Origin of the sequence: Thalassospira sp. NFXS8, from assembly GCF_040148805.1 — a bacterium.
Classification (GTDB): Bacteria; Pseudomonadota; Alphaproteobacteria; order Rhodospirillales; family Thalassospiraceae; genus Thalassospira.
The window spans coordinates 1,476,862-1,490,732 of sequence record NZ_JAGEMF010000002.1 but is presented as its reverse complement, the minus strand read 5'-3'; the positions used below and the strand labels follow the sequence as shown (position 1 = coordinate 1,490,732).

Here is a 13,871-nt window from a genome sequence, read left to right as displayed (position 1 = left end):
CAAAATTCTCAGCCAATCCTGCCGATTAATGCCAACGCCTGCTGGGTTGCCTGCCAGGTATCAGCCCCCATTTCCTGATGGATGGCAGATTGCAATTCTTCCCAAACAGGCACGATCTGCCTTACCTTTTCCACCCCTGTCGGGGTGAGTGAAAAAATCTGGGTTTTGCCCTGCCCGGTTTGATCCGGGGCAATCATACCCCCCCGCTGCAATACTGCAAGGTTGCGCGTTAACGCACTGCGTTCCAGGTCCATCAGAACAGCAAGATTGCTGATCGACTGAAAACCGCCCCGGGCAATACAAAAAAGCAGCGACGCCTGCGTTGACTGCACCCCAAACGGTTTTAAGCGCAAATTATAACGGCGCGTTATGGCACGCGCCGCCTTGCGGCTTTTTAACACCAAACATTCATCAATCAGGGCTGCGGGCAATGGTATTGTCATTTCAACTGCCTAACCTGTGCATATACACAAGTCAAACAAATTCACATTTCCGCGCAATCACCCTTCGGCAATGAACGCTGCCACTGGACAGCAGCGGCATGGCAACGCAAACTGCACCTGCAACGTCAAATTGCATCAACGCAGGAGCCTGCCGTGAGTGCCGAAAAACCCCGCAATCCTACTCAATCCAACATTGATGATGGCAGCCGGATCTATTTTGATCCTGCGGGCGCATTGGCAGACATTGCCCCTCAGAATGACCAAACCCCCGGGTCGCAGACGGCAACGACCCCTTCAGCAATTCCCCCTCGGGCGATAAACACGCCCCAAAAATCGTCCCGTGCCAACGCCCCCCTTCGCAAAGAAACGGGCGCATCCCGCACCACCGGCACCCCCGCGTCTGATGCAAGGGGGACACCTGAACCAACAATGTCCACAACAGCCGCAATGGCGCCAGAACCCGCAGCTTTACCTGCGGAAAACGCGGAAAACAAAGACCAGCCACCCTCAACGGCGGCAGTCGCCCAATCGTCGGGAAAAGCACCCAAGCCCCATTATTTCGGCCACCGCCAACGGTTGCGTGAGCGTTTTTTAAAAGGCGGAAGTGCGGCACTCGCCGAATATGAATTACTGGAATTATTACTGTGCATGGCCATTCCCCGCGGCGATGTTAAACCACTGGCAAAATCATTGATTGATCGTTTTGGAAATCTGGCCGGGGTGTTGGCAGCCAGCCAAAGCGAACTGGCAGGATGCAAGGGCATTGGCGAGGCGACAATCGCCGCCCTAAAAATTGCCGAAGCCAGCGCACAGGTTTTATCCCGGGAACGGGCGATGGCATTGCCCGTCATCGCATCCTGGGAACAATTGATCGATTATTGCCGGGTGCGGCTGGGTCATCGCAATACCGAAGAACTGCATTTGCTGTTTTTAGACCGTAAAAACCGCCTGATTGCCGATGAATGCCACCAGCGCGGCACGGTGGACCATACCCCGGTTTACCCGCGTGAAGTGATCAAACGCGCGCTTGAACTACACGCATCGGCCCTCATTCTGGTGCATAACCACCCCAGCGGTGATGCCACACCCTCACGCGGCGATATTGATATGACCCGCAAAATTGTCGACGCCGCCAAGGCGATGGAAATCAACGTGCATGACCACATCATTGTCAGCCGGGCGGGCTATAATTCGTTTAAAACACTGGGGCTTATCTGATGCCAATCATCGGGCAGATTTCGATTGTGGTGGCGGATTATGACGATGCCATCGCCTTTTATTGCGAAAAGGCCGGGTTTGAGCTGATTGAAGATAGCGATATGGGCAATGGCAAACGCTGGGTTTTAATCGCGCCACCACGCGCCCCGCTCAACGCAACCCGGATTTTGCTGGCCCGGGCGGTGAACGACAGTCAAAAACGCGCTATCGGCCAGCAAACTGGCGGGCGGGTCGGCTTTTTCCTGATGACGGATGATTTTCAAACGGATCATACGCGCATGGTCGAAAACGGCGTTCGTTTTTTAGAAAACCCACGCCACGAACCCTATGGCATCGGTGCCGTGTTTGAGGATTTATACGGCAACAAGTGGGATTTGTTACAACCAGCCTAATCCCGAACTTTCAGCATGTTTTGAAAATCCGGGATCATTTCCTGGTAAATCGGCAGGGCCGCAGCACCACGTGCTGCGGAATAAGTGCTGGCATCACCAATCAGAACCGGCAAATGATCGCCGGTGGGTGTCGGACCATCCGCCTCTTGCAGCCGGGTGACTTCCTGCCAAAGAGCATACAGGATCGCTTCAGGCAGCAGCCCCCCCAATATAACCGCCTGCGGATTCAACATGCTTGAGATAATCTGGAAGGTCGTTGTCAAATGCAATGCGGCCTGATTAATCCATTTCCGAACCGGTATGTCATCTGGTGACATGGCAGAAAGCCGGGTCAAGGTCGCATCATGAACCAGATCGTCGCGATGGCCCGCATCAAATTCTTCGTACAAGGCCAACAGCGAAACATAACGTTCAAGGCATCCCTTGCGCCCGCAGCCGCATTGGCGACCATTAACCTGTATCGGAATATGGCCAATCTCGCCTGCCGCCCCCTTGGCACCACGAATTATTCGGCCATCAAGAAACAATCCCGCGCCCAAACCAACACCGATAAAGATATAAACGAAATTATCAAGGTCGCGCCCGGTCCCGTAAAGCTTTTCCGAAATGGCCGCAGCATCAGCATCATTTTCGACAAAAACCGGGCAGCCCGCCTTTTTTCGCATGGCACTGGCCAGATCAAAACTTTCCCATCCCGGCGCAATGCCGGTTGGCCCGGCGATGCCGACGGGGCCCGGCATGGCAATGCCGATCCCGATATTACGTTCGGGATCCAGACCGGACTTCGCAATTATCTCGTGACTGGCAGCAACCAGAAGGTCAACGGCCTGATGAGGATCGGGATGTTTGATTTGCTGGCTAAACCGGCAGCGCTCTTCACCCAGAAGGTCCACAAGGACGGCATCAATTTCCGTACCATTTAGCTGAAAGCCAATGGCAAAACCGCCTTCAGGGTTAAGGCGATATGGCCGGGCGGGCTGCCCCCGTTTTTGCCGAACCGGTTCACCCGCAAGCAAAAGCCCGGCTTCTTCCAGTTCGGCCACAAGGTTTGAAACCGCCTGGGCAGACAGATTGGTGATGCGGGTAATATCAGCGCGCGACAGGCCGTCACGGCGTCGAACGGCATCGAGAATGGCGCGGCGATTGTGACTTTTAGCATGCAGAAGGTTGGTGCCGGTTACATTTTCAGACTGTTTTTTTATCATCACCATTGCCCTCCCTAAATTTATCCATTATTAATTACATCAAATTGAATTAATAATAAAGCCTGTGATCAAAAAGATCACGTCTCAGTCATTGCGTATCTCATTTATCAGGGAGATAAGAACATGAAGATCAGGAATATCCTAAAAGGGGCTGTTTTCGGTGTCTTTGCCATTTCCGGCGCTGCACATGCCGCAGATGTCACGCTAAATGCGCTGTTCATGGCCCAGGCGGCCTATAGCGAAGACGACATTCGCAACATGACCGCTGACTTCAAGGCGGCCAATCCTGGCGTCGATGTCAATGTTGAGCTGGTCCCCTACGAGGCCCTGCACGACAAAATTGTGCTGTCGCAAAGTGCCAATGGCTATGACGTTGTTCTTTATGACGTGATCTGGCCTGCAGAATTTGCACAATACAAACTGTTGGAAGACGTAACAGACCGTATTGATGACAAAACCCGTAAAGCTGTTCTGAGCGGGGCCTGGACGACGGTGGAATATGACGGCAAATATTATGGCATGCCTTGGATTGCCGATACAAAGTTCCTTTTTTATAACAAGGACATGCTGAAAAAAGCCGGGTTTGATCATCCGCCCGCAACATGGGAAGAACTTGAATCCCAGGCCAAGGTCATCAAGGACAAGGGGATTGTTGATTATCCGCTGGTCTGGTCGTGGTCACAATCCGAAGCCGCAATTTGCGACTACACCACCATCCTCTCAGGCATGGGCGGCAAGTTTCTGGATGCAGATGGCAAACCGGCCTTTAATACAGGCGGCGGCCTTAAGGCATTACAATACATGGTCGGGACCATCAATGATGGCGTGACCAACCCCAATTCGCGCGAATATGCCGAAGAAGATGTCCGTCGCGTCTTTTCAAGTGGACAGGCCGCTTTCGCACTTAATTGGGGCTACATGTATAATCTTGCCAATGATCCGGCCGAAAGCCAGGTTGCCGGCAATGTTGGCATTGTTCCGGCACCGGGCGAAGCAGGCGTTTCAAAGGCGTCGGCCGTCAATGGGTCAATGGGCCTTGGTATTCCCAGCAAAAGCACGCACAAGGAAGAAGCCTGGAAATACATCCAGTTCCTGACGTCGCAAAAAGTGCAAAACAAATACGCCAAGCTCAGCCTGCCGGTCTGGGAAGCATCCTATAGCAATCCCGACGTGATCAAGGGCCAGGAACCGTTCGTCAACGCAGCAAAAACCAGCTTTGCCGTGATGGCACCGCGTCCCACGATGGCATCCTATCAGGAAGCATCGGCTGTTTTGCAAGAAGCCCTGCAAAACGCCATGCTCGGCACGACGTCCCCAAAAGATGCGCTTGACGACGCGGCAAACAATATTGCCGATCTTCAGTAACCCTTTTGGACTAACCTGGCCCCTGCCTTCATAAGGTTTTATCCTGAAGGCAGGGGACGCCCCATCAGCCCCAACGGCGCTGCGTGATTATAAGCACGACTGGCAAGTTCCTGTTCAAACCCCGCCGACATAGATGCCGGGGTTTGACGGCCAGTCATTATCACCAGCATTTACGATGATTTCCAACCGGAGCCGGAACCACCGCCATGATTTCCCATCGTAAAACGGTGACGGCGTGGCTATTGCTGACCCCGATGATTGTGATGATCCTTGGGGTCAGCGGATACCCGTTGATCAAAACAATCTATTACAGCATGACGGGTGCCAAACTGGTCGCCCCGGAACTAACCAACAATTGGGTCTGGTTTCACAATTATATTCGTGCCTTGTCCTCGGCCAATTTCCGCGAGGCCATTTGGCACACCACCTATTTCGCGGTAATTTCAGTCGGCGTGGAAATGATCATCGGCGTGATGGTCGCCTTATTGCTAAACGAGGTTTTTGTTGGCCGCACCTTGCTGCGTGCCATGCTGATCCTGCCCCTTGCCCTGCCCACCGTGGTTAACGCCATGATGTGGCGGCTTATTTATAACCCTGATTTTGGGGCGCTGAATGCACTTCTGGTGCAATTCGGGATGCTTGATGCCTATCGATCCTGGCTGGGTGACCCGGCAACCGCCCTTGATATGGTGATTGTTGCCGATGTCTGGAAAAACTTCCCCCTGGTCGCCCTGATCGCGCTGGCCGCCCTGCAAACCGTTCCCAAGGATTTATACGAGGCCGCAACCCTGGACGGCGCAGGCATGTGGAACCGGTTTTGGTGCATTACCCTGCCGGCCATTATGGGCCCGCTTAGTGTGGCGCTGGTCTTGCGCACCATCGAAGCCTTCAAGGTGTTTGACATTATCTATGTCATGACCCGGGGTGGCCCGGCCAGCAGCACCAAAACCGTCAGTTTTTATGTCTATCAGGAAGCCTTCGCCTATATGCGCGTCGGATCGGGGGCCTCCTATGCCCTGATCGTGGTGCTGATCAGCGCCTGCCTGATTGCCGGTTATATGTATCTGATCCGCAAGCACGGAGAGGCCTGATCATGCAAACAACCCTGGCCAAAAAAATATGTATCTATCTGGCTGCTGCCTTATTGGCGCTGGTCATTGCCCTGCCCGTCTTGTGGCTGTTTATCATGAGCATCAGTTCCTCCACCCATCTGACAACCCTGCCCCTGGAATGGTGGCCCGATAGCCCAACCTTGGAAAACTATCGCAGCTTGCTGATCTATGCCGAAAACACCCCGTCGCAAAGTTTCCTGTATGCCATCCGTAACAGCATTTTCATTGCCCTTGCCGCAACCGGGTTATCGATTTGTGCGGCCATTCCCGCCGCATACAGCTTTTCACGCATGCCCGGCCCGCGTCGTAAAAATCTGCTTTATGCCGTGATCGCCATCTTCATGCTGCCGCCCGTCGCCCTTGTGTTACCGCTTTATACGGTCATGAATGCTTTGGGGCTGCTTAACACGCATTTTGCCCTGATCGTGGTTTATTGTTCCATCCTGCTGCCCTTTGCGACCTGGCTGTTAAAAAGCAATTTTGACACCATCCCCGGCGATCTGGACGAAGCCCCCATCATTGACGGCGCCAACCGGTTACAGGCAATCTGGTATGTCATCCTGCCCATCGCCCGCCCGGCATTGGGGGCGGCGGTCATGATGTCGGTTCTGCTGTCCTGGGACGAATTTTTCTATGGCCTGTTATTCACCAACGACATTCGGTCCAAAACCATCACGGTTGCCATTGCCGACCTGGCCGCCGGGCGGGTTGCCGATTACGGCCTGATTTCGGCCGCCGGTATTCTCGCCGCTGTCCCGCCGGTTATTTTGGCCTTTTTCATGCAAAAAACCCTGGTTTCAGGGCTGGCCAGCGGCAGTGTTAAGGGATGAATGTCATGCGTAAAACACCCAACACCCGCCAGCCCGACCCGGCCCGCGACATCATTTCCATTGGCACAATCAATATCGACCAATTGCTGGGCCCGATTGACCATTGGCCCGATCATGGCACCGAAACCGTTTATCCCGATTATGAAATGCGGGTGGGCGGCGGCGGTGGCATCTTTGGTGCGGCCCTGATGGCGCTTGGTGCCAATCAGCGCATGGTGGTCAATATCGGCAATGATGAAATGGGGCAGTGGCTTAAATCGCAATTCGGCCCGCTCGCCGATCACTGGCATCACAGCAACACGGTGACATCCGTTACCATTGGCCTGACCCATTCCGACAAGGAACGAACCTTTTTGTCCAACGAAGGGCACAGTTCTCTTTTTGATGCCGACATGGCCCGCAAAATGCTGAAAAATGCCACGTTAAAAGGTGCCATCGCCCTTTTGGTCGGCAATTTTTTAATGCCGCGCCTGGTGCCGGAATGCACAAAACTGTTAGGCGAATTGCGTGATGCGGGTGCCATTGTCGCCCTTGATACCGCCTGGCCCACCGGCGGCTGGACCGATGATGTGCAACGCCATATGCAAAACTGGCTGCCGCTGGTCGATATCCTGTTAATCAACGAGGCCGAAGCCGCCGGATTACTGGGCATTCCCATTGATGATTTCACCACCAATGTGGATGCCCAAATGCGCGCAATCAGCAACAAACTGGCACCCGGGGCGATTGTGGTCGTCAAACGCGGCCCGCACGGGGCATCGGCCTGCACGGGACAACAAGTCCTTCATGCAGCCCCCTCTGGCAGCGTCAATGTCATTGATACCGTCGGGGCGGGCGACTGTTTTAATGCCGGCTTCCTGCTGGCCTTTCAGCGCGGGGCATCTTTGCTTGATTGCCTTCATGCCGGTATCGAGGTTGCGGGCAAGGCCATTGCCAGCCATCCGCGCCAATACCCCACCCTTGCCGATTTAAATGTCCGTATTCGCACATTGCTGACATCGGCCCCTACCCCCCAATCAACAAACGATCACAAGACCTTCGATCAAGTGGAGAACGGCTGAGATGTCATCAATATCGTTGTCAAATGTCACCAAGACTTTTGGGGCTGCCAACATCATCAAGGGCGTTGATCTGTCGATCGAAGACGGGGAGCTGGTTGTTTTTGTCGGGCCGTCGGGCTGTGGCAAATCCACATTGCTGCGCCTGATTTCCGGGTTGGAGGAAATCACCAGCGGGCAAATTCACCTTGGCAAAAAGCGGGTTGATCATCTTTCGGCGGCCAGCCGCGATATTGCGATGGTGTTTCAATCCTACGCCCTGTATCCGCATATGACGGTGGCGGAAAATATTGGCTTCCCGCTAAAAATGGCGGGCAAGTCAAAGGCCGAGATCAAGGCCAAGACAAACGAAATCGGCACCATTTTGCAATTATTGCCGTTATTTGAACGCACCCCCAAACAATTATCGGGCGGGCAGCGCCAGCGTGTGGCGATTGGCCGGGCGCTTGCCCGCGATCCACAAATTATTTTGCTCGACGAACCGCTATCCAACCTGGATGCCGCCCTGCGTGTGGATATGCGCATGGAACTGGCCCGCCTGCATCGTGACCTTAAGGCCACCATGATTTACGTGACCCATGATCAGGTCGAAGCCATGACGATGGCCGACCGGATTGTGGTGCTGCGCGACGGGATCGTCGAACAGGTTGGCTCCCCGCTGGACCTTTATCTGCACCCGGTGAACCAGTTTGTCGCGGGCTTCATTGGCTCGCCCAGAATGAATTTCTGGGATGCCACAACCAATAAAAACGGTGACCTTGTGTTGCCATCGGGCACGGCCCTGTCCTTGCCGCACAAATTAACCGCCCATCAACCCGTCACGGTTGGCGTGCGCCCCGAACATCTTGTTTTAGCAGCCGATGACAGCACAGCCGCCTTGCAGGGCACCGTTTTGTCGGTCGAACATCTGGGGTCGGACACATTTGTTCAATTGCATTGCGGTTTTGGCGACCCGGCACAGGTTGACATCAATGTCCGCTTTGCCGGGATCGTTCCCGTCCGCATTGGCGAACGCGTGAACCTGTCGGTCGCATCGCTGGATAACTGGCATATTTTTGATGCCGAAGGGATCCGGGTTGAGGCGGCACAATAACAACTTCCCAATCGGCGGGGGCGCCCTCTAAAGACACCGGTTGCCGCATAGATTTGCCGATGAATGCCACTAGGCCGGCACGATTGACCATACCCCGGTTTACCCGCCCGAAGGGTTCAAGCGCGCGTTGGAACTGCACACACCGGCATTGATCCTGGTACATAACCACCCCAGCGGCAACGCGCGCCCCCGCCCCCGCCCCCGTCACACGGCAACATCGACATAACCCGCACAATGATCGCGGCCACCAAGGCCGTGAAAATCAATGTGCATGACCACATCATCGTCACCTGGGCGTGCTATAATTCGTTTAAAACGCCGGGGCTGATTTAACCGCAAATCATGCCCCACATCCCCCAAATGCCCCACGTAAATAGTGCCATCAATCAAGGCAGTTCAGAGCAACGGCGCATTGCTTTGGCTCAGCCAAAGTACAGATTGCAACCACGCATCCCACCGGTTTCGGTATGGCTTTTTGTCGCCCGCCTTTGACGCAAAAGCCGTGCGTCTCGCTTTTTTGTATCAAATTCAACAGGCCGACATGCGCGAGTTCTGGTACGAATTTGGCGTTGACAACACACCCTTAAATCAATATTGGATACAATTATGATTTCGGATACAAACAAAACACAGGCAGAATCGATTGCCGACAAAATCAGGACCTTAATCCTGAACGGCACATTTCAACCCGGTCAGCCATTGCGACAGGAGGCGCTATCAGAACATCTTAATGTCAGCCGCACTCCGTTGCGGCACGCCTTGCAATCACTTGCCGAAAACGGACTGGTTGAAACAACCGGATTTAAGGGGGCTCGCGTTGCAAAGCCCGACCTTGGAATGGTCGATGATCTGTTTGAAATGCGGATGCTGCTTGAACCGCTTGCCCTGAAATCGGCCTTTCAACACCACACCAAACTTGATTTTGCCGCCGCCGAAATGGCGCTTGATGCCGCCGAAAACGAACAGCAGCCCTCGCGCCTTTCCGATTTGAACTGGACCTTTCACGACGCGCTATATCGCCCCTCGAACCGACACACGCTGTTACGCACCATAGAACATCTCAACAGGGCGTCGGCCCTTGCCGAGGTCATCGCAAGCTCAATTGTTGCCCGGCCCGAAAAGTCGGCGGCGGAACACCGGCAATTGCTTGAAGCGTGCAAAAAGGGCGACGAAACCGGCGCGATTGTATTGCTTGGCACGCATTTACAATTGGCCCATCATGACATTCGAAACAGGAACCCTAGGGAATGCCCATCATCAACAGAATAGCCGAATTTCACACCGAAATGAGCCAGTGGCGGCATCATTTGCACGCCAATCCCGAACTTTCCTATCAGGAATATGAAACCGCCAGATTTGTTGCGCAAAAGTTACGATCCTATGGGATCGAGGTCACCGAAGGCGTTGGAGGAACCGGGGTTGTCGGGGTTCTTTATGGCAACAGAAAGGGCGCCCGCTCTATCGGGTTGCGTGCCGACATGGACGCATTGGCAATTGAAGAACGCAACGATTTTGCCCATCGTTCGGTAAACAAGGGCGTTATGCACGCCTGCGGGCATGACGGGCACACCACCATGCTGCTGGGTGCGGCGCGCTATCTTGCCGAAACCAAAAATTTTGCAGGTCGCGTTGTTTTTATTTTCCAGCCAGCCGAGGAAATGGGCGGTAAAGACGGCGGCGCAGCCCGCATGATCCGCGAAGGCCTGTTTACAAAATTTCAGTGCGACGAAATTTATGGCATTCACAACTGGCCGGGAATGGATATCGGCACCTTTGCGGTAAAAGCTGGCCCGATGATGGCATCAGGCGACAGCTTTGAAATCGAGGTAACAGCAACCGGAATGCACGCCGCCCAGCCGCAAAAAGGGGCTGATGTTGTGTTAACCGCCGGGCACATTCTGGTCGCCCTTCAGCAAGTTTCCGCGCGCAACATAGACCCCCTTGACGCGATCGTTGTCAGCGCAACACAAATTCACGGCGGCGACGCCTATAATGTTTTGCCAAACAAGGTAACCATTTGCGGCACGGTCCGGGCATTTTCGCCCGCCGCACGCGCCGCCGCCGAACCGGCAATACGCCGGATTATCGATGGCATTGCCTTGTCAACCGGCGCGCAATGCAACCTCTCCTACCATCAGCAATATCCAACCCTGATAAATTCGCACGCAGCAGCCCTTACGGCCGAAGCTGCCGGGTTATCGGTATTTAACAAGGTTGATACAAATCCGCCCCAAACAATGATTGTCGAGGATTTCGCCTTCATGCTTGAAGACCGGCCCGGATGTTACGGCTGGATCGGCAATGGCCCGGATGACAATGCCCGTATCCTTCACAGCGCATGGTTCGATTTTAACAACGACGCCCTGCCATATGGCGCATCATACTTTGCCGCCCTGGTCGAGGCCCCCTGAAACCAGATATGACACACGCCCTTTGGGATGCCAGGGCCACCCGCCAATATCGGCCTTAAAACAGTTGCCCCACCCGACCACACCAGCAAATGACCCTGCTGCCTGCCACAATACCGGCTGGCAAAACAACAACATGGCGCAAAAACGGGCCCTGCCCACACCAGGCGGCGGGGCCTGATGTGATTTTATTTCTGCTACGCTCAGTTCAAGACCAATGTGGGAAAGTTCGGTTGCATCAAACAGGGCTTCGTTTACACCATTACCGCCCAAGAGCGACATCACAGGCGCGATATCCTCCCGCAGGGTTTCAGCAAAACCGACATCGCCCCCTATCGCAAGATTGAAAAATAAAAGTTGTGCCCATAAAAAACACCCGGCCAGAATGACCGGGTGTTTGGGGCGATAAAACCCGCAAATGTTATTTAAACCCGGCCACCGCATGGGGCACATAAGGGGCTTCAAGCCGGGCGATTTCATCATCACTTAACCCCAGCGTCATCGCCGCAACTGCATCATCCAAATGATGCGGTTTGGATGCGCCAACAATGGGTGCTGTAACGCCGTCTTTTTGCAACAGCCACGCCAAAGCCACCTGTGCGCGCGGAACCCCGCGTTCTTTGGCGACCTCACCGACGGCATCAACCACTTTATGATCGGCATCCTGTGTATGTTCATATAACCGTTTGCTGACTTCGTCCTTTTCATCGCGATTGGTTTTTTCATCCCAGTCGCGGGTCAGTTTGCCGCGAGCCATCGGGCTCCACGGGATCACGGCAATTTTCTGATCGGCACAAAGCGGCAGCATTTCGCGTTCTTCTTCGCGGTACAGCAAATTCAAATGATTTTGCATACTGACAAACGGCGTCCAGCCATTGGCGCGCGACACATATAACGCCTTGGCAAATTGCCACGCATACATGGATGACGCGCCGATATAACGTGCCTTGCCTGCCTTCACCACGTCATGCAGGGCTTCCAGGGTTTCTTCAATCGGGGTGCCATAATCCCAGCGATGGATCTGATATAGATCTACATAATCGGTACCCAGCCTTTTTAAACTGGCATCAATTTCATCAAATATCGCCTTGCGCGACAGGCCCGCCCCGTTGGGGCCGGGGCGCATACGGTTAAACACCTTGGTTGCCAGAACCACATCTTCGCGACGGGTAAAATCCTTGATCGCGCGGCCAATAATTTCTTCCGACGACCCGGCAGAATAGATATTAGCCGTATCAAGAAAATTAATCCCGGCTTCCAGGGCCTTGCGAATAATCGGCCTGCTTTCGTCTTCAGGCAGGGTCCAGGGGTGCGGGCCACGATCAGGTTCACCATAGGTCATGCAGCCCAGGCACAGGCGCGATACTTCCAAGCCGGTAGAACCAAATTTAACATAGTCCATATGCCGTCTCCTGTCTGGAAAGGCAGCAAAGCCCGTATCCGGCAAAAACCAAATATCAGATATTTAACCAATATTGCGGATAGCGGCGCGTGCTGCCGAAATGATGAGATGCCCCATCATACCCAAAATTTTCCGCACGCAAAACAGTTGTAATAATTCTTGCCAACATGCCAACACATTAAAATTCTGCGCCAACGCCCTGGCATTGCCAAACCAGCGCACCGGCAAAATCATCCCATTCATCAAGATAACAGGTATCGGCAGGTAGCCGCAGGGCTGGGTCATTAATGGCTGTACATTTGAAAATGGCCTCGTAAACGCACCATTGCTGGTAAAAATCAAACTGGCGCGGGTCATTTTCAATCTGCCGCATCCGGTTTTCATCCAATTGGTTCGGGTCCACCCGCCGCCCTGTGCCAAACAACCATTTTTCCAGCCGGGATATGTTGCGCCCCGGGTCACGATATTCAACATCAATACCAACCTGGCCCGTGCGACAAAAAGCCACGGCGAAAATATCGCCGCTATGGGTGATGCTAACCCCATAGGACCCGGCACCACTGGCCCGTTGCAAAACCGGTTTGCCGTTATCATTGCGATGATAGGACAAACCGGTTTCGCCGGTAACATTTGCCGCCAAATCGCACACGGCAACACGGGCACGCTGCGACGTCACCTTGCGGCGCAAAACCCGGTCCCGGGGCAAATTTTCCAGCCTTTGCCACGCCCAAAAGACGTTCCCGTTAAAGGCTGTTTTGATCTGCATTTGCCCGTCCCATTTATCAAATTATCAAACAGACCACACTACTGCCCTGTTTACTTGTTCTGTTTCAATGCCCTACAACAGGTTATCAAATGCTCAAAAGCAACCCGCTGCGCCTGTCCAAACGCATATTTTTAAACCCAACCTCAAACATTTCGCAATAAGGAGCCCCCTTCATGATGCGTTCAGTCAAAATTGCCATGTTCAGCATGTTAACCTTGCTGGTTGTTGCCTGCACCGCCCCGATTGCCCAGGTCGAACGTCAACCCTTTCCCGACGCAGCACAAAACCTGACCATGGACCAGATTGAAGACGCCATCATCACGGCGGCCACGGCACGCGAATGGACTGTCAAAAAACTTGCGACCGGCAAATTAACCGCCACCTACGCCCCGCGTGACCATGTTGCCAAGGTCGAAATTGATTTTACCCAGCACGATTTTTCAATTCTGTATGTGGATAGCACCAACCTGAAATATAGTGGTGGCACCATTCATAAAAATTATAACCGCTGGGTCAATAACCTGAAGATTGATATCCAGCGCGAAGTTGCTGCCAAAGTGGCAATGTCTTCGTAAGGAA

The 13,871-nt window shown here is 53.8% G+C and carries 17 protein-coding genes; 12 read left to right on the top strand and 5 right to left on the bottom strand.

From position 1 onward, the window contains the following. Positions 1-8 precede the first annotated feature (8 nt). Complete coding sequence (locus J4E05_RS15910; RefSeq protein WP_085591581.1) at positions 9-443, bottom strand: MarR family winged helix-turn-helix transcriptional regulator; 435 nt, start codon at positions 441-443, stop codon at positions 9-11. A gap of 429 nt (positions 444-872) precedes the next feature. Between J4E05_RS15910 and radC the strand changes: the two genes are divergently transcribed. Both radC and J4E05_RS15900 read left to right on the top strand, forming a co-directional pair. Next, the gene (gene radC / locus J4E05_RS15905) at positions 873-1,661 is read left to right on the top strand and encodes a RadC family protein (protein ID WP_349597386.1); all 789 of its coding nucleotides are present in this window, start codon (positions 873-875) and stop codon (positions 1,659-1,661) included. Beyond that, positions 1,661-2,053, top strand: a complete 393-nt coding sequence (locus tag J4E05_RS15900) for a VOC family protein (protein WP_349597383.1) — start codon at positions 1,661-1,663, stop codon at positions 2,051-2,053. The genes radC and J4E05_RS15900 overlap by 1 nt, the downstream gene beginning before the upstream one ends. Here the strand turns inward: J4E05_RS15900 and J4E05_RS15895 are convergent. Then, on the bottom strand, positions 2,050-3,258 hold the full coding sequence (locus J4E05_RS15895; RefSeq protein ID WP_168184894.1) for an ROK family transcriptional regulator: 1,209 nt from the start codon (positions 3,256-3,258) through the stop codon (positions 2,050-2,052). The genes J4E05_RS15900 and J4E05_RS15895 overlap by 4 nt on opposite strands. Before the next feature lie 123 nt (positions 3,259-3,381). Between J4E05_RS15895 and J4E05_RS15890 the strand changes: the two genes are divergently transcribed. From J4E05_RS15890 to J4E05_RS15850, 9 genes are all read left to right on the top strand, one after another. Beyond that, positions 3,382-4,623: an extracellular solute-binding protein gene (locus J4E05_RS15890; RefSeq protein WP_349597380.1), complete on the top strand. Its 1,242-nt coding sequence runs from the start codon at positions 3,382-3,384 to the stop codon at positions 4,621-4,623. 206 nt (positions 4,624-4,829) lie between these two features. Next, positions 4,830-5,714: a carbohydrate ABC transporter permease gene (locus tag J4E05_RS15885; protein WP_349597377.1), complete on the top strand. Its 885-nt coding sequence runs from the start codon at positions 4,830-4,832 to the stop codon at positions 5,712-5,714. A 2-nt stretch (positions 5,715-5,716) separates the two neighbouring features. Further along, entirely contained in the window at positions 5,717-6,565 is an 849-nt protein-coding gene (locus tag J4E05_RS15880) for a carbohydrate ABC transporter permease (protein ID WP_349597374.1), read from the top strand. 5 nt (positions 6,566-6,570) lie between these two features. Then, positions 6,571-7,626, top strand: coding sequence for a carbohydrate kinase family protein (locus tag J4E05_RS15875; RefSeq protein WP_349597371.1), 1,056 nt, complete (start codon positions 6,571-6,573; stop codon positions 7,624-7,626). A 1-nt stretch (position 7,627) separates the two neighbouring features. Next, positions 7,628-8,716 carry an ABC transporter ATP-binding protein gene (locus tag J4E05_RS15870; protein ID WP_349597368.1) on the top strand — a complete coding sequence of 363 codons (1,089 nt, stop codon included), beginning with the start codon at positions 7,628-7,630 and terminating at the stop codon, positions 8,714-8,716. A gap of 127 nt (positions 8,717-8,843) precedes the next feature. Beyond that, complete coding sequence (locus J4E05_RS15865) at positions 8,844-8,942, top strand: JAB domain-containing protein (protein WP_349597366.1); 99 nt, start codon at positions 8,844-8,846, stop codon at positions 8,940-8,942. A gap of 8 nt (positions 8,943-8,950) precedes the next feature. Next, positions 8,951-9,049 carry a JAB domain-containing protein gene (locus J4E05_RS15860; RefSeq protein WP_349597363.1) on the top strand — a complete coding sequence of 33 codons (99 nt, stop codon included), beginning with the start codon at positions 8,951-8,953 and terminating at the stop codon, positions 9,047-9,049. 273 nt (positions 9,050-9,322) lie between these two features. Further along, positions 9,323-9,985 carry a GntR family transcriptional regulator gene (locus J4E05_RS15855; protein ID WP_349597360.1) on the top strand — a complete coding sequence of 221 codons (663 nt, stop codon included), beginning with the start codon at positions 9,323-9,325 and terminating at the stop codon, positions 9,983-9,985. Then, on the top strand, positions 9,964-11,127 hold the full coding sequence (locus J4E05_RS15850) for an amidohydrolase (protein WP_349597358.1): 1,164 nt from the start codon (positions 9,964-9,966) through the stop codon (positions 11,125-11,127). The genes J4E05_RS15855 and J4E05_RS15850 overlap by 22 nt, the downstream gene beginning before the upstream one ends. Here the strand turns inward: J4E05_RS15850 and J4E05_RS15845 are convergent. From J4E05_RS15845 to J4E05_RS15835, 3 genes are all read right to left on the bottom strand, one after another. Further along, positions 11,095-11,409: a hypothetical protein gene (locus J4E05_RS15845; protein ID WP_349597355.1), complete on the bottom strand. Its 315-nt coding sequence runs from the start codon at positions 11,407-11,409 to the stop codon at positions 11,095-11,097. The genes J4E05_RS15850 and J4E05_RS15845 overlap by 33 nt on opposite strands. A 136-nt stretch (positions 11,410-11,545) precedes the next feature. Then, positions 11,546-12,526, bottom strand: a complete 981-nt coding sequence (locus J4E05_RS15840; protein WP_349597352.1) for an aldo/keto reductase — start codon at positions 12,524-12,526, stop codon at positions 11,546-11,548. A gap of 178 nt (positions 12,527-12,704) precedes the next feature. Then, positions 12,705-13,292 (bottom strand): 4'-phosphopantetheinyl transferase family protein, encoded by a 588-nt coding sequence (locus J4E05_RS15835; RefSeq protein WP_349597349.1) that lies wholly within the window; start codon positions 13,290-13,292, stop codon positions 12,705-12,707. Between the two features lie 173 nt (positions 13,293-13,465). On the opposite strand from J4E05_RS15835, the gene J4E05_RS15830 reads away from it, so the two are divergent. Further along, positions 13,466-13,867 carry a hypothetical protein gene (locus J4E05_RS15830; protein ID WP_349597346.1) on the top strand — a complete coding sequence of 134 codons (402 nt, stop codon included), beginning with the start codon at positions 13,466-13,468 and terminating at the stop codon, positions 13,865-13,867. Positions 13,868-13,871: the final 4 nt, after the last annotated feature.